Annotated in this window: 19 protein-coding genes; 10 read left to right on the forward strand and 9 right to left on the reverse strand. The window is 57.2% G+C overall.

The genetic code is table 11. The features are described from left to right. Positions 1-85 precede the first annotated feature (85 nt). The 3 genes from ACR0DL_RS00500 to trxB form a co-directional block, all read right to left on the reverse strand. Positions 86-1,756 (reverse strand): adenylate/guanylate cyclase domain-containing protein, encoded by a 1,671-nt coding sequence (locus tag ACR0DL_RS00500; RefSeq protein ID WP_480687086.1) that lies wholly within the window; start codon positions 1,754-1,756, stop codon positions 86-88. Positions 1,757-1,825: 69 nt separating this feature from the next. Next, a complete protein-coding gene (locus ACR0DL_RS00505) occupies positions 1,826-2,224 on the reverse strand; it encodes an RES family NAD+ phosphorylase (RefSeq protein WP_480687088.1) in 399 nt (132 codons plus the stop codon). 65 nt (positions 2,225-2,289) lie between these two features. After that, positions 2,290-3,231: a thioredoxin-disulfide reductase gene (trxB, locus tag ACR0DL_RS00510; RefSeq protein ID WP_480687090.1), complete on the reverse strand. Its 942-nt coding sequence runs from the start codon at positions 3,229-3,231 to the stop codon at positions 2,290-2,292. A 226-nt stretch (positions 3,232-3,457) separates the two neighbouring features. Between trxB and ACR0DL_RS00515 the strand changes: the two genes are divergently transcribed. Beyond that, positions 3,458-3,958, forward strand: coding sequence for an Lrp/AsnC family transcriptional regulator (locus tag ACR0DL_RS00515; RefSeq protein WP_170374263.1), 501 nt, complete (start codon positions 3,458-3,460; stop codon positions 3,956-3,958). Positions 3,959-4,074: 116 nt separating this feature from the next. Here ACR0DL_RS00515 and ACR0DL_RS00520 read toward each other — a convergent pair whose 3' ends face one another. From ACR0DL_RS00520 to lgt, 4 genes are all read right to left on the reverse strand, one after another. Further along, positions 4,075-4,857, reverse strand: a complete 783-nt coding sequence (locus tag ACR0DL_RS00520; RefSeq protein WP_170374265.1) for a Hint domain-containing protein — start codon at positions 4,855-4,857, stop codon at positions 4,075-4,077. A gap of 731 nt (positions 4,858-5,588) precedes the next feature. After that, entirely contained in the window at positions 5,589-6,347 is a 759-nt protein-coding gene (gene pgeF, locus ACR0DL_RS00525; RefSeq protein WP_480687092.1) for a peptidoglycan editing factor PgeF, read from the reverse strand. Next, entirely contained in the window at positions 6,344-7,411 is a 1,068-nt protein-coding gene (locus ACR0DL_RS00530; RefSeq protein WP_480687094.1) for a class I SAM-dependent methyltransferase, read from the reverse strand. Before ACR0DL_RS00530 ends, pgeF begins: the two co-directional genes overlap by 4 nt. Beyond that, on the reverse strand, positions 7,408-8,295 hold the full coding sequence (gene lgt / locus ACR0DL_RS00535; RefSeq protein ID WP_480687096.1) for a prolipoprotein diacylglyceryl transferase: 888 nt from the start codon (positions 8,293-8,295) through the stop codon (positions 7,408-7,410). The genes ACR0DL_RS00530 and lgt overlap by 4 nt, the downstream gene beginning before the upstream one ends. A gap of 97 nt (positions 8,296-8,392) precedes the next feature. Here lgt and ACR0DL_RS00540 point away from each other — a divergent pair, with 97 nt between their 5' ends. From ACR0DL_RS00540 to ACR0DL_RS00560, 5 genes are all read left to right on the forward strand, one after another. Next, positions 8,393-8,641: an accessory factor UbiK family protein gene (locus ACR0DL_RS00540; RefSeq protein ID WP_037308471.1), complete on the forward strand. Its 249-nt coding sequence runs from the start codon at positions 8,393-8,395 to the stop codon at positions 8,639-8,641. Positions 8,642-8,955: 314 nt separating this feature from the next. Next, positions 8,956-9,456: a type III secretion system chaperone family protein gene (locus tag ACR0DL_RS00545; protein ID WP_170347858.1), complete on the forward strand. Its 501-nt coding sequence runs from the start codon at positions 8,956-8,958 to the stop codon at positions 9,454-9,456. Positions 9,457-9,492: 36 nt separating this feature from the next. Then, complete coding sequence (gene proC, locus ACR0DL_RS00550; RefSeq protein WP_170408991.1) at positions 9,493-10,308, forward strand: pyrroline-5-carboxylate reductase; 816 nt, start codon at positions 9,493-9,495, stop codon at positions 10,306-10,308. Beyond that, positions 10,301-10,639 carry a tRNA-binding protein gene (locus ACR0DL_RS00555; RefSeq protein WP_170408992.1) on the forward strand — a complete coding sequence of 113 codons (339 nt, stop codon included), beginning with the start codon at positions 10,301-10,303 and terminating at the stop codon, positions 10,637-10,639. Before proC ends, ACR0DL_RS00555 begins: the two co-directional genes overlap by 8 nt. Next, positions 10,639-11,589, forward strand: a complete 951-nt coding sequence (locus tag ACR0DL_RS00560; protein WP_170408993.1) for a 2-hydroxyacid dehydrogenase — start codon at positions 10,639-10,641, stop codon at positions 11,587-11,589. The genes ACR0DL_RS00555 and ACR0DL_RS00560 overlap by 1 nt, the downstream gene beginning before the upstream one ends. Here the strand turns inward: ACR0DL_RS00560 and ACR0DL_RS00565 are convergent. Next, positions 11,586-12,164 (reverse strand): thymidine kinase, encoded by a 579-nt coding sequence (locus ACR0DL_RS00565; protein ID WP_170360506.1) that lies wholly within the window; start codon positions 12,162-12,164, stop codon positions 11,586-11,588. The genes ACR0DL_RS00560 and ACR0DL_RS00565 overlap by 4 nt on opposite strands. Positions 12,165-12,520: 356 nt before the next feature. On the opposite strand from ACR0DL_RS00565, the gene ACR0DL_RS00570 reads away from it, so the two are divergent. Continuing rightward, positions 12,521-12,982 (forward strand): hypothetical protein, encoded by a 462-nt coding sequence (locus ACR0DL_RS00570; protein ID WP_170347863.1) that lies wholly within the window; start codon positions 12,521-12,523, stop codon positions 12,980-12,982. 142 nt (positions 12,983-13,124) lie between these two features. Next, positions 13,125-14,246 carry an aminotransferase class V-fold PLP-dependent enzyme gene (locus tag ACR0DL_RS00575; RefSeq protein WP_480687098.1) on the forward strand — a complete coding sequence of 374 codons (1,122 nt, stop codon included), beginning with the start codon at positions 13,125-13,127 and terminating at the stop codon, positions 14,244-14,246. 92 nt (positions 14,247-14,338) lie between these two features. Here the strand turns inward: ACR0DL_RS00575 and ACR0DL_RS00580 are convergent, their stop codons facing one another. Continuing rightward, positions 14,339-15,463: a beta-ketoacyl-ACP synthase III gene (locus ACR0DL_RS00580; RefSeq protein ID WP_480687100.1), complete on the reverse strand. Its 1,125-nt coding sequence runs from the start codon at positions 15,461-15,463 to the stop codon at positions 14,339-14,341. A 165-nt stretch (positions 15,464-15,628) separates the two neighbouring features. On the opposite strand from ACR0DL_RS00580, the gene ACR0DL_RS00585 reads away from it, so the two are divergent. Together ACR0DL_RS00585 and ACR0DL_RS00590 are read left to right on the forward strand one after the other, a co-directional pair. Continuing rightward, a complete protein-coding gene (locus ACR0DL_RS00585) occupies positions 15,629-16,096 on the forward strand; it encodes a MarR family winged helix-turn-helix transcriptional regulator (protein WP_480687103.1) in 468 nt (155 codons plus the stop codon). Continuing rightward, positions 16,093-17,130, forward strand: coding sequence for an efflux RND transporter periplasmic adaptor subunit (locus ACR0DL_RS00590; protein WP_170347867.1), 1,038 nt, complete (start codon positions 16,093-16,095; stop codon positions 17,128-17,130). Before ACR0DL_RS00585 ends, ACR0DL_RS00590 begins: the two co-directional genes overlap by 4 nt. Positions 17,131-17,138 lie beyond the last annotated feature (8 nt).

Genomic DNA, 17,138 nt, shown 5'->3' on the forward strand with positions numbered 1-17,138 from the left:
TGGAAGGATTTTTCGCCTGACGCAGCTTTTCCCGACTTGTATCCCGCTGACACGCGCCTGTCGTGTGAATTCAGTACATCCGTTCCTAGGCGGCCTTGTCCGTCATAAGGTCCGCAGCACGCGTCACCGGCAGCGCGGAAACCGGTTGTGTCACGCCGCGCAGCTCAAATGATTGCAGTCCGGACAGATCGCCGTCATACCCAGCCGCCTGCAGTAATTCGGCCGAGACCAGTAGTTCCGCCCCAAGCGCCTTGGTCTGGCCTTCAAGACGACTGGCCACATTAACCGCGTCGCCGATGATGGTGCGCGCAGAACTGCCTGCAGCGCCGATTTCGCCTAGTACCAGATCGCCCAGATGCAGACCCATGCCGATGCGTATCCGGGGGCTGCCTTCGGTTTGAAGCTGTTGATTGAAATACTCAAGCGCGCGGCTGACATCGGCGGCGGCCTTCAGTCCGGCACGGGCCGAGTCTTTGGCATTCGGGGTTTCGAACACGGCCAGCAAGCCGTCGCCCATGTATTTGTCGACCACCCCGCCATCCGCCGTGATTGCCGGGACGATGGCATCAAAGAAACGGTTCAGCAGGAATACGATGTCATAGGGCAACTGGCCCGTGGTCCGCGATGTGAACCCGCGCATATCGAGAAACAGAACCGCCAGCTTGCGTTCCTGCCCTTGGCTGGCATGGGCTCGTCCGCGCTTGCCATCAGAGCGGAACATCCGAAACGCAGTGAGGGATGCGGTTGGCCGTATCTGACAGGCCAGCCTTGCGCCAATCGGGGCGCTGACGGCGGCAAGGCTGCGGGTTTCAACCTCATCCGGGGTGGGCAGTTGATCCGCGCCATCCTCAATGATCACGCGACAGGTGGTGCAACGCCCCTTGCCCCCGCAAAGGGCCGTGTGCGGAATGCCATTGGCCTGCGAAATCTCAAGCAGGGTCATGCCCTTTTCGGCCACGACCTCGGGGCCATCGACATACTTGACCCGGACCGAGTGCCTGCGGCGCCACAGTTTGCGGATAGCATATACCGCCAGCGAGGCCCCCAAGGCGATCCAGAAGGCCATTAACGCATTGTCTTTGACACTGAACATGACCTGAAAGGCCTCGGGCGTGGGCCAGTTGTAATGTTCGATATATTGATCGCGCAGGAACGGATCGGCAAAATCCGCCCAGATGCGGCGCCCTTCGGTAAGCAACCCAGCCAGCGCAAAGCTGGGCACAAATACCGCCAGACCGATCAGGTAAGGCACCCATCTGGACCACCAGCGGGTCAGTCGCAGCCACATGTGCAGCCCAATGCAACTGTGGACCCAAACCACCAGCAACAGCAGGCTTTGCATCCAGATCGCCGAGTTGGGCCACATCAGAATGATGATGTATCCCATCTCGTCATTGACGTTATAGATTTCGTGGGCATAGCGCGTCTGCACGATATGCGAGATCAGTTGCAGCGGAATCAACAGCCCCAGAATGACCTGCAAGGCCGTGCTGAAGGGCATGCGTAGCGTTCGGCGTTGGCTAATGGAATAAAGCGCAAGGCCAAGGTGGACGAACAGTGCCAGATACAAGATCACGCTGCCCAGACTGTGCCGGGTAACTGCGTGGCGCCCATCCTGCATGCCGTGCAGGTAATCGGTATGGAACAGCCCCAACCCGATATTGATGAAATGAAAGAAGGCAAAGGCGAACAGGGTAAGACCGCTGATGATCCTAAGCCGGGTTGTCCACCCGCCTTGCCATAAAACGCTTTTCAATCAAGCCACCTGTATTCGCCGCGCGTGTTCCCGAGTCTGGTACGGCGACGCGAGTGGGTCAAGTTATGGCTACATAAATGGCGGTGTCCACGCGGTTGCTTGGGTTTCAGCGAAAATAATCGTTGGCGAAAGAGTGAACAGCACAATATGGCTTAGCTCCGGTCGGGACCGAGAGCTGTAGATCAACCCGTCAGCACCCATATCGCGAGCGTGATCAGAGAAGCGCCATGTCGGTGAAACGCCCCGTTCTTCGTGGATATCCTGCCAGATAATCGACGCATCGGGTTGGCCCCTCAGGTCGACCAGCCTTGCCCCAGAAACTTGGGCTCGTTGCAAAACTCGCGGCAGATCGTTGGGCGAGACATACCGCCGAATGGCAACCCCTGCGCCTTCGGCGCTGAGAGAGGCATAGAGCGCAATCTGCCCTGAATGATGAAAACGCCCCTCGGGCGCCCGGGCAGGGGCCAAAAGGGGCGCCAACTTAGGAGAGAAACAGAATTCTCCAGACCGGGCCGGAGAATTCCAGCATTGGGTTATTCCTGTTCCGCCAGGAACCGCTCGGCATCCAGCGCGGCCATACAGCCCATTCCGGCGCTGGTGACGGCCTGACGATAGATGTGGTCGGTCAGATCGCCTGCCGCGAACACACCTGGCACCGAGGTTTCGGTCGAGCCCGGCTTGGTCACCACATACCCACCCATATGGGTTTCCAGCGAGTCTTTGACCAGTTCATTTGCTGGCGCGTGACCAATGGCGACAAAGACGCCTTTACAGGGAACCTCGGTGATCTCACCGGTTTTGACGTTCTTGACGCGCACACCCTCAACGCCCAGTGGGGAATCGGTGCCGATCACTTCTTCCAACTCGTGGAACCACATCGGCTTGATCTTTTCGTGTTTCAGCAAACGATCCTGCAGAATTTTCTCGGCCCGCAGTTCGTCGCGTCGGTGAATCAGAGTAACCTTGCTGGCGAAATTGGTCAGGAACAGCGCCTCTTCCACGGCGGTGTTGCCACCACCGATGACCACGATTTCCTGTCCGCGATAGAAAAAGCCGTCGCAAGTCGCACAGGCCGAAACACCAAAACCCTTGAACTTGTCTTCCGATGGCAGGCCCAGCCATTTGGCGCGCGCACCGGTGGCCAGAATGACCGCGTCTGCTGTGTAGATAGTTCCGCTATCGCCTTTTGCTGTGAAGGGACGTTTGCTAATGTCCAGATCACTGATGATATCGCCGATGACCTCACAACCCATCGCTTGGGCATGTTCTTGCATCTTGATCATCAAGTCAGGCCCCTGAACTTCGGTGAAACCGGGGTAATTTTCGACGTCGGTGGTTGTTGTCAACTGACCGCCGGGCTCGATTCCCTGAACCAGAATCGGTTCAAGCATCGCGCGGCTTGCGTATACGCCCGCAGTGTAACCGGCCGGTCCCGATCCGATGATCAGAACCTTGGTGTGACGTGTCTCGCTCATGGTACCCCCAACTCGATCTGCCTGATTTGGGCGCGTGGCCCCTGGCGGATGGATATAGCGACCCCTGTGCCGCGCTTAAAGCCCCTTCCTGATTTACGCCTGTCAGACGCTAGGTAAATGACGGTTGAATAAGAACATTGAAAATAAACAATATTGCGCATTCACGAAAGATTATTGCGCATCTGCCGGGTGCTGATATAACAACCGAAAAATTCAGGAGTATTTGATGGTCGCGATACGGCTGGACGAGATTGACCGCAAGATTCTGGCGGAATTGCAGGCAGACGGTCGCATGACCAATGTCGAATTGGCAAAACGTGTGGGAATTTCTGCCCCGCCTTGCCTGCGGCGCGTACGCACCCTTGAAGAATCAGGTCTGATCCGCGGCTACCATGCCGATGTAAATTCACGCGAGCTGGGGTTTGAGGTTCAAGTCTTTGCCATGGTCGGTCTGGAAAGTCAGGCCGAAGCCGAGTTGACCGCATTCGAGGAACGCTGCCGCGAATGGCCTTTGGTTCGGGAATGCCACATGCTGAACGGCGAAGTGGATTTCATTCTGAAATGCGTGGCGCCTGACCTAAGTAGTTTTCAGCAGTTCCTGACCGGCAAGCTGCTGACCACGCCGAATGTGGCCAGCGTCAAGACATCGCTTGTTATTCGCGGCGCAAAAGACGAACCAGGCGTGCCATTCGACGTTCTCGAGGAACGCATGAACCGAACGGCCTGAATTCCCGATGTTTCGGATGCGGTTTCATCTGTGGCAGGAAGGCTGCCACCGACATAGAGACCATCCAACTGACTAATAACTGCATAATGCCCCCACATTGCAGAACTCGTTTTAAACTAGGCGGAAATTGCGTCCACCTCACCATCCCCCGCGCGCGGCATGACCAGCGGACCGAAATCGTTGAGTGATTCGACATGCGAGAACAGGTTCAGATAGACCGATCTTAGCGACCGGCTGACCCGGCGAATTGCATTGGTGCCAGGGTGATAAGATTCGAATTGCAGACCATCGACCCGAATGACCGAGTGCCGTTTCAGGCAAATGTGAAACAGTTCGACCGGCGTTGGTGGCATGGTTTCAATGACACCCATTCCATCCTGAAATTCGTGGACCGGCGTTAGCACCTGTTCGTCTCCGTGCAGATGACGCAAATGCGCGGGCGTGCCCACGATTCGCGCAGCAGGGCCAGCGATTACACCGGACATCGGTTTTTGCATTCCGAATGTGTCGGCCATGATCCGCGTTAACGGGCGCGTCCGGCCCCGCGAATCCACGCGGCCAGGAATAAGGGTGACCGACCCTTTCCACAGCACCGTTTCCGACACTCCATCTTGTGTCAGGACCGTATCGCCAGGCAGCAAGTCTTCGATCGCCATCGGGCCAAGTTCTGTTTCAACCAACGCCCCACGGGTAAAGGCGCAGAACGCGTCCTCGAACATCGGCAGGGCAGGTGCGATATGGCGGGTCTGGACCACATCGCCGTTTTTCATCAGCGTACTGACCTCATAGCGCCGCAGCTGCGCCTTGTGTTGTGTGGTCGGTCTTGGCGCCTCGCGCAGCAATGCTGAGGTTTCAACAGCATTTCTGGCGGCGCGTGATAAAGAATTTGGAATAGCCATTACAATTCCGTCCCCTCTGAAAACCGCCCAGGCAGGCAAGACCCCCGTACAGGCCAGCCTGATCGGTTATTTCCATGTCTTGGAAGAAAGCGGCGACACGCAGGGCGACAGAAACGCAGATCGCTTTTCGCGACGGAAATTCCTACATTTTTGGTCAGCACAATGACCCCCCAGACAAACTCATACAAACGCAGGCGAAATTGCCAGCGCACACACGCCCCGGTATTGAGCCGCGCAAATATTGGCGGCAGGCCGCACACCGGATCGGAGCACCCCTCCGTTGTGCGTCTTATTCCCCGGAACCGGCAGCTTGGTTCGCGGGAAAGTCATCGTCAGCGTCGGGCCGCCAGGCGGCGCGCAACTCTGACCGAATTGCTGGAAACCCGTTTCCATGGCATCTCCAGTTTTTGCTCTCTGGTGGCCACAAGTACGGCGCTTAGAAAGCGTGATCTCGTCTTCATTTTTGTGTCCTGCTCGCTTGGGAACTGACGCCCCGTTTTCCTCTGACACCTAAGTCTGCCCGCTTATTACGGCGGCGATAAGGCTGATCCGGATTGAATTCAGGACAAATGAAGTTTTGCATTTCCTCTTTTCTGATCGCGTCGCGCTCTACTGGAGAATCGGCGGATAAACACCTGAGAGCGGACAATAATTATCAAATTGTCGAGACACGAATAGATAGGAAAATTGTGGCGAAAAAGCGGCGATTTCGCCGCAATTCGGGCCCAGTCTTAAAGTTTTATGGCGGAAATGAGGCGACCGTAATCTGCCTCTTTCGCGTGGGTTGACCGGCGGTACGAGTAGAATCTGTCGGGGTCAGAATAGGTGCAATGGCGTGTCCATTCGGCCTGTCCGACCCCCGCCTGACGCAGCCTGTGAAGGCCAAAAGCAGGCAAGTCGAACTGCAGTCGGTCGCCCGTTCCATTCGCAAAAAACTGCAGGTTTTTCGGAGAATCCGCGACGAATTCATCCAGAAATTCCGGCCCGACCTCATATGCCGCCTGCGAGATCGAGGGGCCGATTACCGCCACGATGCTTTCCCGCTTGGCGCCAAGTGCCTCCATTGCGTCCAACGTTGCCTCAAGCACCCCATCCAAAGCGCCGCGCCATCCGGCATGCGCCGCTCCGATCACGTTCGCGTCAGAATCGGCAAATAGGACCGGCTGGCAGTCGGCGGTGAGAATCGTCAGGGCCAGATCAGGGGTTGCCGTGACCACCGCGTCGGCTTTTGGTTTGTCACCGTTGATCGGGGCGTCGACAGTCAGAACGGTGGGAGAGTGGACCTGATGAATGCCCACCAGGGCTTCGGGTGTGACGTCCATCGCCTGCGCCACGCGCTTGCGATTTACCGTGACCGCTTCGGTCTGATCGGATGAGCCATAGCCGCAGTTGAGGCCCGAAAAAATACCCGATGACGCACCGCCGCGTCGGCTGAAAAAACCGTGGCGCACAGGGGCCAATAAATCAGAGGTCAGAATTTCCAAGGTCATGGCTCCAATCCCGGAGGTGGTGCGGAAGGGGTGGGGTAGAGGCCCAGCACTTTGAACAGGTTTCCCATTTCATCGGGGTGCGTCAACCGGCGATGTGCGGCAATTAACGCTTCAAGCTCAGACCCGCCGAGGGGCGCGGCAAGGGCTTTTGCGCGGGTGGTAATTCCCAAGCGCTCCAGAAATACACCCTGTGGTGTCAGGCGCGAATGGGCGCATCCGGCGGCGCGTGTCGCCAACGCCAGTGGTTCGAAATCCACATGCGCCGTCAGATCAGCCTGACCGGGTTGGGCCAAAGGATCAGCGCGTTCATGTGCCTGCAGTGCCTGAAACGTGTCGCCAAGCGAATGCCAGTCGCCATAATCCACAATCAACCCTGCGCCGCCATGGGTGCCAATCCGCCCAGCAACCACGGTAATGATGGGAATGGCAGCGGCGCACAGTTCGACCAGATCACCTTCAGTAGTGTCGCTCAGCCGATCCTTGAGGGCGATCTGATCTGCATGTGGACCCAACCCCCAGGTTAACGCGGTGCCATCGCGGCCAATCAACCGCTCGCGCCAGCCATCGCGGTCGCGCAGGAACTGACGGATGGGAAGGGCGTCGAAGAATTCGTTCGCGACCACAAACAACGGCGCTTCGGGCAGATCGGCGACCGAGTCGATCCAGCGCGGGTTATGATCCTTCAAAGTTTGCGCTTGTACGTCACGTAGAGCAGGCGAGGCTTCAAGCAGCACGACCTCGGCGGCCTCATTGAAGCCCGGCACGCGGGACGTGGCGCGCAGCATGTCGGCCATCAACGTGCCACGCCCTGGTCCGAGCTCGGCCAGCACAAAATGCTCGGGGTGGCCCTGGTCCATCCAGCTTTGGGCCAGGGACAGGCCAATCAATTCTCCGAACATCTGGCTAATCTCGGGGGCAGTGATGAAATCGCCTTGTGTGCCCAGAGGGTCTCGGGTGGTGTAATAACCGTATGTCGGGTGCAGCAGGCATTCGGTCATGTAGTCGGCCACACTCATCGGGCCGTCCTGCGCAATACGCGCCAGCAGATGATCTTGCAGGCTCATGCCTTCGATCTTGCACGCAGGGCGAACCACGCGCCAAGGGCAATCATCGGCAGTGACAGCAATTGGCCCATCGTCAGACCATAGCCGCCCACGTGCCAAGCTAGACCCAGCGGATTCCCGGCCGAAATAAACTGCGCGTCGGGCTGACGGAAGAATTCGACAATGAATCGCGAGGCTCCGTAGCCTGCCAGAAAGACGCCCATGATCAGGCCCGGCTTGTGAAAAGCGCCACGTCGATAGGCGAGCCACAGCAGCAAGGCACCCAGAAGCAGACCCTCCAACGCGGCTTCATACAGCTGTGAAGGGTGCCGCGCGCACATCCCGGCGACAACACCGGGGCAATCCTGCGCTGCACCGCCAGGAAAGATCACGGCCCACGGCAACTCGCTGGGGCGTCCCCACAACTCGGCGTTGATGAAATTCGCCAACCGCCCGAGCAACAGCCCTGGCGGCACAGTATGTGCGATCAGGTCGGCCATGGACAGAACCGGGATCTGGTGACGTCGCGCGTATAGGTAAGAGGCGATCACTACCCCCAACAGCCCGCCATGGAACGCCATGCCACCCTGCCAGACCTTGAGAATCTCCAGCGGGTTCGAAAGGTAATATGCGGGCTGGTAGAACAACACGAATCCCAGGCGCCCACCCAGAATCACGCCGAGGATGATCCAGGTAATAAGATCCTCAAGCTGTTCGGGCTTCATCGGGGGCGTCTTGCCGGGCCACAGGGCCGGGCGCCGCAGCGCCGCAATGCCCATCCGCCAAGCAATAAGAATGCCAACGATATAAGCCAGCGCGTACCACCGCAGGGCGAACTCCATCCCAAACAATGAGATTGAGAACAACTCGGGCGACAGATCGGGGAAATTCAGAACAGCCTGCATGTGCGTCTCATTGCCCGGGGTTTGCAGGGCAAGTCAACCTTGAGCCCGGAGTAATCATTCCCCATATAGAGACCAACCGCGATTTCGGAGTAGAGCCATGCAAACCCGCAACAAGATCCTCGATGATGTTTCCCAACTGATGACCAACGCCATGGGCGTGGCCCAGGGCGCACGGGAAGAGGCTGAGAATGCGATGAAGTCGATGATCGACCGCTGGCTGGCCGACCGCGATTTCGTCACACGCGAAGAATTCGACGCCGTTCGCGCGATGGCCCAAAAAGCGCGTGAAGAAAACGCAGCGCTGGAATCCCGCATAGCCGCGCTTGAGGCAAAGCTGGACAAGTAACGCCCCAACAATCTGATTTTTGGCTAAAGCTATCCGCCGCGCAATCCGAACTTGGGTTGTGCGGTGTTGTGCATCATGCCGCCCTGCTGAGATTAATCAAGACAAAGCTACAATTCGTGCCAATATTTTGATCGCCGTTGCCGACTGTCCACAACTTATTGCTGTTATCCCCAATAAATAGGGTTGCCAGAACCCATCTCGCATCGCACCATATTTAGTACAGGCAGACGGGGTTGGCCCCGGCTTGTAGAGTAAGCAACTAGCATTGGGGCGCTGCCAGCCCCTAAGAGGCTAGAGATTAGTGAGGTGGCATTATGGCCCTTTCCGAGCAGTTTCTCGAAGAAGACCTTCATCCGATCGATATTGTTGAACATATTGCTGAACATCACGACTGGGACTTTGACCGGATCGGGGATGATCAGATTGCCATGGCCGTCGAAGGGCAGTGGCGCACATACTCGATCACGTTGGCCTGGTCGAACTATGACGAAACCCTGCGCATGGTGTGCTCGTTCGAGATGGAGCCACCGACGGATCGCGAAGCCAAGCTGTATGAACTGCTGAACAAGATGAATGATCAGTGCTGGGCCGGGGCGTTTACGTACTGGGCCAATCAAAAGCTGATGGTTTATCGCTATGGTCTGGTTCTGGCCGGTGGTCAGATGGCCAGCCCGGATCAGATCGACACGATGATCAGCGCCGCGGTGCTGAGCGCCGAGCGCTACTATCCGGCGATCCAGTTGGTCACATGGGGCAATCGGACCCCCGAAGAAGCGATACAAGTCGCCATTGCAGAGGCCTACGGCCGCGCGTAAAGCTTTGCCCCGAACCGAATGAGGAGAGGGGCAATCATGGACATGTCACGCGTTGCCGAACAGGGGCTGGTTCTTCTGGGGTGCGGCAAGATGGGATCGGCCATGCTCGCCGGATGGTTAGAGCATGGCCTTCCTGCGTCAGCGGTCTGGGTAATTGATCCTAACCCCTCGGACTGGCTTAAGGCGCAGGGCGTCAACATCAACACCCCGCTGCCCGAGGCCCCCGCCGTGGTACTAGTGGCCGTCAAGCCGCAGATGATGGGCGAGGCGCTGCCTGCGATCAAAACGTTGGGCGGAGGTAACAGCCTGTTTGTCTCGATCGCAGCGGGGACATCGATTGCCACGTTCGAGGCCGTTCTGGGCAAAGACACCCCGATCGTGCGCGCCATGCCAAACACGCCAGCCGCAATCCGGCAGGGAATCACGGCGCTTATCGGCAATGCGAAGGCTTCGGACGCGGATGTGGCATTGGCTGAAAACCTGCTGTCTGCCATCGGCGAGACCGTTCGGCTGGAAGATGAGGCGCAGATGGACGCCGTCACCGGGCTCAGCGGGTCAGGCCCGGCCTATGTCTTTCACCTGATTGAAACGCTCGCCGCCGCTGGTCAGGCACAGGGCTTGCCACATGAGCTGGCGATGAAGCTGGCTAAATCCACTGTAGCCGGGGCAGGGGCATTGGCCATGGCGGCAGAGGAAGACCCCTCGCAACTGCGCGTCAATGTCACATCGCCTAACGGCACAACCCAAGCCGCGCTTGAGGTGCTGATGCACGAGGAAGAAGGTTTCCCCAACCTGCTGCACCGTGCAGTCAAAGCTGCGACAGATCGATCCAAGGAGCTGTCCCGTGAGTGAGATTACATTCGACGATTTTCTCAAGGTCGACATCCGCGTGGGCGAGGTGATCCGGGCCGAACCTTACCCAGAGGCCCGTAAACCTGCGATCAAGATGTGGATCGATTTTGGGGATGAGATTGGTGAGCGGAAAACCTCGGCCCAGGTCACCGCGCATTACGATCCTTCGACGCTGGTGGGCAAGCAGGTGATGGCCGTAGTGAACTTCCCCCCGCGCCAGATCGGTCGGTTCATGTCTGAAGTTCTGGTACTAGGCTTGCCCGATGAAAACGGTGAAGTGGTCTTGATCGGCCCGGATGGCGAAGTTCCTATCGGCGGGCGGATGCACTGATGAAATTGCTGATCACCCGCCCAATGACCGCCGCCGTCGAGGCCCGCGCTCGCCGCGCGTTCGATGTGGAAATTCGTAGCAACACCTTGCCCATGACGTCCGAGGAAATGCTACGCGCACTAAGGGATTTCGATGTGGTCGTGCCCACATTGGGTGACCAGTTTTCGGCCCAGATTTTCTCGGATGCCCCCAACCCTCGGTGCAAACTCCTGGCCAATTTTGGTGTCGGTTACAACCATATCGACGTCGACGCCGCGCGTACCGTTGGTGTCGCGGTCACCAACACGCCCGGTGCAGTCACCGATGCGACGGCCGATATCGCCATGACCCTGTTGTTATCCACGGCCCGTCGCGCGGGCGAGGGCGAACGGCTGGTCCGCGCGGGCAACTGGCAAGGATGGCATCCAACGCAGATGCTGGGCCACCACGTTACCGGCAAGCGAGTCGGAATCGTTGGTATGGGCCGGATCGGTCAGGCCATTGCCCGGCGCTGTCATTTCGGGTTCGCGATGCAGGTGGCGTATCAGTCACGCAGCCCGAAGGAGGTAGAGTTTCCTGCTGAATATATCCCCGACCTTTCGTCTTTGGCGGCGTCGGTCGATTTCCTCGTGATTGCCGTGCCTGGCGGGGCTGAAACCCGTCACCTGATCAACGCGCAGGTGCTAGATGCGATGAATCCATCAGCCATTCTGATAAACATCGCCCGCGGTGAGGTCATTGACGAGACCGCCCTGATCGCCGCCCTACAGTCCGGCCAGATCGCGGGCGCCGGGCTGGACGTGTATGAATTCGAACCCGCCGTTCCGCAGGCGCTGCGTGATATGGATAACGTGACCCTGTTACCACATCTTGGCACAGCCACCGAGGAAGTGCGCAGCGACATGGGGCATATGGCACTGGACAACGTGGCGGCCTTTGTCGAGGGACGGCCGTTGCCAAATCCGGTCTAAGATCCGACCGCCTCGCGCCAGTGTTTGCGGCAGAGCGAGACATAGGTCTCGTTCCCGCCGATCTGCACCTGTGCACCTTCGGTGATGGTGTTGCCGTTCTCATCCTGACGAATCACCATCGTCGCCTTGCGCCCGCATTTGCAGATGGTGCGCACCTCACGCATTTCATCAGCCAGAGCTAACAGCGCTGCTGAGCCCGGAAATAGACGCCCCTGAAAGTCCACTCGCAACCCATAAGCCAATACCGGCACGTTTAGGTCATCTACCGCACGGGCAAGTTGCCAGACCTGATCTTCCGTCAGGAATTGCGCCTCATCTATGAAAACGCAGGCGATATTGCCCTGATCCAGCCGCGCTCGGATCATGGCAAAGACGTCATCTTCGGTTGTGAACGTATCGGCGTCTGCGGAAATCCCGATCCGCGACGCAATTTTCCCGACACCAGCGCGCCCATCCAGGGCAGCGGTCATCAAATAGGTGTCCATGCCCCGCTCACGATAGTTATGCGAGGCTTGCAGTAACACGGTCGATTTACCCGCGTTCATGGTGGAATAATTGAAGTAGAGCTTTGCCATGCACCCGGGTCTAATTGGCAAGACCTGCCTGGGCAAGGCATCAAAACCCGTTAAGGAAGCGACGTCGCCGTTGTCATTGCAGGGACAGAGCGTACGCTCAAAGGGGATGGATCCCCCGCGCCTACAACAGCGACGCCGTCGGCCAACATGCGGCCTATACCAAACGGGGCTTAAATTGCGCCCCGCAATCACTCTTTACCGGCCGGAACGGCCGCCACTCACTCACAAAACCCCTGCATATCTGAGGGATAGCCAATTTATGACATTTCAACTATGAATCGAATATGGGAAATTTCCTGTCCCTTTCCCCCACAGTGGCAGATGTTGTGGAGGGCACAGGCAGCAAAGGTACAAACATGGCAGATATCGGGGCCTACCTGAAAAAGCACACAGAGGCGTTGGTCAAAGACGTCGGCATTGAATCCGCGTGTGAGATCACCGGAAAATCCAAGGCGACTCTGGGGCGGTATTATTCAGACAATGCCGAACACGCCGACCGGTTCATGCCCGTGGACGCCGTGGCCCGGCTTGAGGCTGTGTCAAACTACCCGCATGTGACCTCGGCGCTGGCCGATCTGAAAAACATCACGCTGTCGTATGACGGTCGCAACACCGAAAGCCCGCGCACCGGTGGGGTGAATTCGGACGTGATCGCGTTGAGCCAGCGGTTCGCCATGCTGATGACTGAATATCAGGCCGCCATCGAAGACGGCATCATCACCGTGAACGAGGCCAAACGCCTGCTGAAGGAAACAAGCCTGCTGCAACAGGTGCTGATCGAGATGAAGCTGCATCTGGAAGAGGAAAGCGTGAGCTAGGGCTGGTCGTTAACCTTCCCGCGAATAATACCTGCAGAGTCGGGCTTCAAAGGTCTGCTTTGCGGACAATCCGGACTTTACTGCCGGCGATTTGAAGGTCAGCTTCCTATGCATTGGCAGATACTTAGTCTAGAATTGCCATATGCTGATTGGAACGCAAAACACGCTCTCAGAAGTGATCAATGCTAGAGGTGTTTTTACACCTCTTGGTGTTTCTCGATCCTCAAAAGAAGTCTGTGAAGCTGTTTCCGATGCTTTAGGGCGTCACTTCATTATGGATGATCTCCATGATGCAGTGGGTCAAGAAATTGCCGAAATGACCAATGCGAGCGCGGCCACTGTCGTACATTGCAGTGCGGCTGCGATTACATTGGCTGTAGCGGCCTCTATGACCGGTAGTTCCCCAGGCGCGATTAAACAGCTTCCCGATGCAAGCGGTCTCAAGAGCCGAGTCATTTTGCCAGCAAACCACGCAGTAAATTACGGTCATCCCATTGAGCAAGCTATCCGACTTGCAGGTGCGAAACCGGAGCTTGTGGGCGACAATTCGGCTTGCGGCATTGAGGACCTTGCTCACGCTTGTTCAAAACTGGATGCGTGTTGTTTAGTGCTTGTTTCCTCCAGACTTACTGGAGGCGAAATGCTGGATTTTCGAAAAGCAGTCTCTGCGGCCCATGAACATGATCTGTCAGTGGTGATTGATGGCGCGGCCCAGGATTTTCGAATTGAAGACTTGCTGGATACCGGAGCTGACGTGGTTCTCATTAGCGGCCAAAAATACTTAGCTGGCCCAACATCAGGTTTGGTTCTTGGAAAGCCAGATCTGGTTTCAGCAGTCAGAGCACAGGAAAAAGGAATAGGGCGCGGCATGAAGGCATCAAAGGAAGCTCTCCTCGGTGTCCTTACTGCTTTAAAGCTTCGCCAACAGCTTAACAAAGAGGCTTGGTCGTCAGAACAAAAGGAAAAGGTTGCCCGATTTGTCTCAGTAGCGAACACGATTGAAGGTATCACGGCCAAAGCGAATCCTGATCCTACAAATCTGCCATTTGATCGAGCGCATCTCTGCATTGCCAAATCGTCAGAATTTCCTGATGCGGCACAAATGGCAGCAGCTTTGAAAGCCGGTGAACCTTCGATCTGGATCATGGACCATTTAACCCACCAGTCGGAGATAGTGTTGGAGCTAGTCCAACTAACGCAAGAAGAAATCGACACAGTTCTGGATCGAATAAGAGAAGTAGTGTCCCAATATCAAAAATCCTAAAAGCTGACATCTACGCAACCTGCGGCATTGGTCAAATTGGGCTCAAAGCGGACAGGCGAACTCTTTTTTATGTGACTTCTGTATACAGGCCGTTACCCGTGCCGCTTCACGATCACCGATCCCACCGAATACCCAGCGCCGAACGAACAAATAAGACCAACATCTCCATCCGACAGATCATCGGAATACTTGGAAAACGCGATGATCGACCCGGCTGAGGATGTGTTGGCATAGTCCTGCAGAATATTGGGCTGTTCACCCGCTTCGGGTTCGCGCCCCAGTACCTTTTTGCCAATGAAATCATTCATCGTCTTGTTGGCCTGATGCAGCCACAGGCGTTTCAGGTCGCTGCTGCCAACCCTTTCGGATTCCATGTGATCCGAGATGTGTTTGCTGACCATCGGCAGCACTTCCTTGAACACTTTCCGGCCGTTTTGCATGAACTGCATGTCTCGCCGGTCGATCACCCCATCGGGGCGCGAGCGGCGCAGGAAGCCATTATTATTGCGGATGTTGTTCGAGAAGGATGTGGCGCAGCGGGTCGAGAGGATTTCGAAATGCGGGCCCGTCGCGTCTTCGATCCGCTCGACCAAGGTGGCCGTGGCCACATCGCCGAAGATAAAGTGGCAATCGCGATCGCGCCATTCCAGGTGACCCGAACAGATCTCGGGGTTCACCACCAACGCCGAGCGAACCGAGCCCGAGCGCACCATGTCCGCCGCTGCCTGAATACCGAACGTAGCCGAGGAGCAGGCGACGTTCATGTCGAAGCCAAAGCCGTTGGTGCCCAACGCCTGCTGAATCTCGATCGCGATCGCAGGATAGGCGCGTTCATGGTTTGACGCGGCGCAGATCACCAGATCGACATCTTCGGCACTGCGACCCGCCTGAGCCAGCGCTTTTTTGCAGGCATCCACGGCCATCTCGGTCATGATGCCGGGTTCGTCATCGCCGCGTTGGCGAAGCAGGGGATGCATCACGTTTGGGTCCAGCACACCGGATTTATCCATCACATATCGGTTCTCGATACCCGATGCCTTGAGGATGAATTCTACGGACGAATGCTGTATCGGTTCAATCTCACCCGCTGCAATCGCGTCGGCATTCTTGGCGTTTTGCGTGTCGGCATAGGCGTTGAATGCGGCGACAAGCTCAGCGTTGGTGATGACGTTCTCGGGCGTGAAAACACCGGTGCCGGTGATTGCGGGCGTATACATGGCGGGTCCTGAATGTTTCGAATCCGCTTAAAATGCAGTCGCTGCGGGTTTTGATCAAGAGAAGGTGACCCAAGGGAATGCAGCGAAGCCAGTCAAATTACTGCTTCACAACTTGAATGGTTCATAATCTGAAGTATATGACGCCACGGACACACGGAGCTCCCAATGCCAGACAACATAAGCGACAGGCTTGGCCGCCTAAGCCCTGAAATCCAGTCAATCATGGGTGTGTATGCCCTGTACTGGAAGCTGGAAGAGGCGTTCGATTGCATTGAAACGGAACTTAGCCATCCGGAATGCCACATGTTGATCAAACTGGATCAACCCAAGCGTATGGGCGTTCTGGCGGCCGACATGCTGAGTGTCCCTTCGACCATAACCGCCACGGCGGACGGTTTGGAAAAAGCTGGCTATCTGACGCGTGAACGTGACCCCGAAGACCGCCGTGCCTGGTTGCTGGTTCTGACTGAGCAGGGCGAAGAGGCCCGGAATATGCTGGTGTCCGAAGCCGGTGACCTTTTCCACCGCGCATCCGGATTGGATGCAAAAGAAACTGCCGAATTCGCGCGATTGGCGTGCAAAATCCGAGACAACATCCTGAAAACAGGAATTCCCGAGGGATTGACGAAATGAAACTCCTCTCTGTTCTGAGTGCGACCCTGATCGCGCTGACGACACCGGTTCTGGCTCAAGAAACCGCCAAGCCGGTCAAGCTGATGCAGGTGCGCGAAACCGCACCGGGCTTTTCACGCCAGTTCTTTGGGCGCGTGGCCGCCCGACAAACCGTTGATCTGGCCTTTCAGGTCTCGGGTCAGATTGTTGAGATGCCGGTGACCGAAGGTTTTGTGATCCCCAAGGGTGAGTTGATCGCGCAGCTGGATCAAGCACCTTTCCAGCGCCGGTACGACCGCGCGGTCCTGCAAAAGGATCAGGCTGACCGAACCGTGGCTCGCTTGTCTCGATTGCGGGGTACCACCGCCAGCCAAGTGGCCGTGGACGATGCGGAGACAGAGGCGCAACTGGCTGATATCGCCGTGCGGGATGCGGAATACGATCTTGAACATGCGACTCTGACCGCGCCATTCGACGCGCTAGTGTCCAGCCGGGCGGTCGAAGCCTTTACCACCGTGTCAGCTGGCGCCCCCATCGTGCGCATTCACGACATGTCGGAATTGCGGATCGAGGTCGATGTGCCCGAGATTCTGTTTCAGCGTTCGGGTCAGGAAGAAAGCTATACGATCACCGCGAAATTCCCGACCAGTGACGAGGTATTCCCCCTTCAGATTCGTGAGTTTGATGCCGAAAGCTCAACCGTGGGGCAGACATTCCGCATTCAGTTCGGCCTAACCCCGCCGGAGGGTTTGCAAATCCTGCCGGGCTCGTCCGTGACTGTGACTGTTCAGGTAGAGGATGGCCGAACCGGTATCGTCATTCCGGCCGCGGCCATCGTTGCAGGCGCTGATGGAGCTTTGGGCGTCATGGTGTTTTCGCCAGTTGGCGCCGACGAAGGCGCCGTTCAATACGTTCCTGTCACCATCGAGCCCACCCAGACCGGCGAGGTCCGAGTGCTGACCGGTCTGTCGGACGGTGACGAAATCGTTGTCGCTGGCGGCAGTGCGCTGACCGACGGTCAGGCCGTACGCCGCTTTGCTGGCTTTGCGAACTGAGGGCAAAC

The sequence above is a fragment of the Ruegeria sp. BB5 genome, assembly GCF_056539405.1.

Bases quoted from the DNA above. Each gene is read 5' to 3' on its own strand.
- trxB (WP_480687090.1), bottom strand. From the start codon at position 3,231: ATGAGCGAGACACGTCACACCAAGGTTCTGATCATCGGATCGGGACCG.
- ACR0DL_RS00515 (WP_170374263.1), top strand. From the start codon at position 3,458: ATGGTCGCGATACGGCTGGACGAGATTGACCGCAAGATTCTGGCGGAA.
- ACR0DL_RS00520 (WP_170374265.1), bottom strand. From the start codon at position 4,857: ATGGCTATTCCAAATTCTTTATCACGCGCCGCCAGAAATGCTGTTGAA.
- pgeF (WP_480687092.1), bottom strand. From the start codon at position 6,347: ATGACCTTGGAAATTCTGACCTCTGATTTATTGGCCCCTGTGCGCCAC.
- ACR0DL_RS00530 (WP_480687094.1), bottom strand. From the start codon at position 7,411: ATGAGCCTGCAAGATCATCTGCTGGCGCGTATTGCGCAGGACGGCCCG.
- lgt (WP_480687096.1), bottom strand. From the start codon at position 8,295: ATGCAGGCTGTTCTGAATTTCCCCGATCTGTCGCCCGAGTTGTTCTCA.
- ACR0DL_RS00540 (WP_037308471.1), top strand. From the start codon at position 8,393: ATGCAAACCCGCAACAAGATCCTCGATGATGTTTCCCAACTGATGACC.
- ACR0DL_RS00545 (WP_170347858.1), top strand. From the start codon at position 8,956: ATGGCCCTTTCCGAGCAGTTTCTCGAAGAAGACCTTCATCCGATCGAT.
- proC (WP_170408991.1), top strand. From the start codon at position 9,493: ATGGACATGTCACGCGTTGCCGAACAGGGGCTGGTTCTTCTGGGGTGC.
- ACR0DL_RS00560 (WP_170408993.1), top strand. From the start codon at position 10,639: ATGAAATTGCTGATCACCCGCCCAATGACCGCCGCCGTCGAGGCCCGC.
- ACR0DL_RS00565 (WP_170360506.1), bottom strand. From the start codon at position 12,164: ATGGCAAAGCTCTACTTCAATTATTCCACCATGAACGCGGGTAAATCG.
- ACR0DL_RS00570 (WP_170347863.1), top strand. From the start codon at position 12,521: ATGGCAGATATCGGGGCCTACCTGAAAAAGCACACAGAGGCGTTGGTC.
- ACR0DL_RS00575 (WP_480687098.1), top strand. From the start codon at position 13,125: ATGCTGATTGGAACGCAAAACACGCTCTCAGAAGTGATCAATGCTAGA.
- ACR0DL_RS00580 (WP_480687100.1), bottom strand. From the start codon at position 15,463: ATGTATACGCCCGCAATCACCGGCACCGGTGTTTTCACGCCCGAGAAC.
- ACR0DL_RS00585 (WP_480687103.1), top strand. From the start codon at position 15,629: ATGCCAGACAACATAAGCGACAGGCTTGGCCGCCTAAGCCCTGAAATC.
- ACR0DL_RS00590 (WP_170347867.1), top strand. From the start codon at position 16,093: ATGAAACTCCTCTCTGTTCTGAGTGCGACCCTGATCGCGCTGACGACA.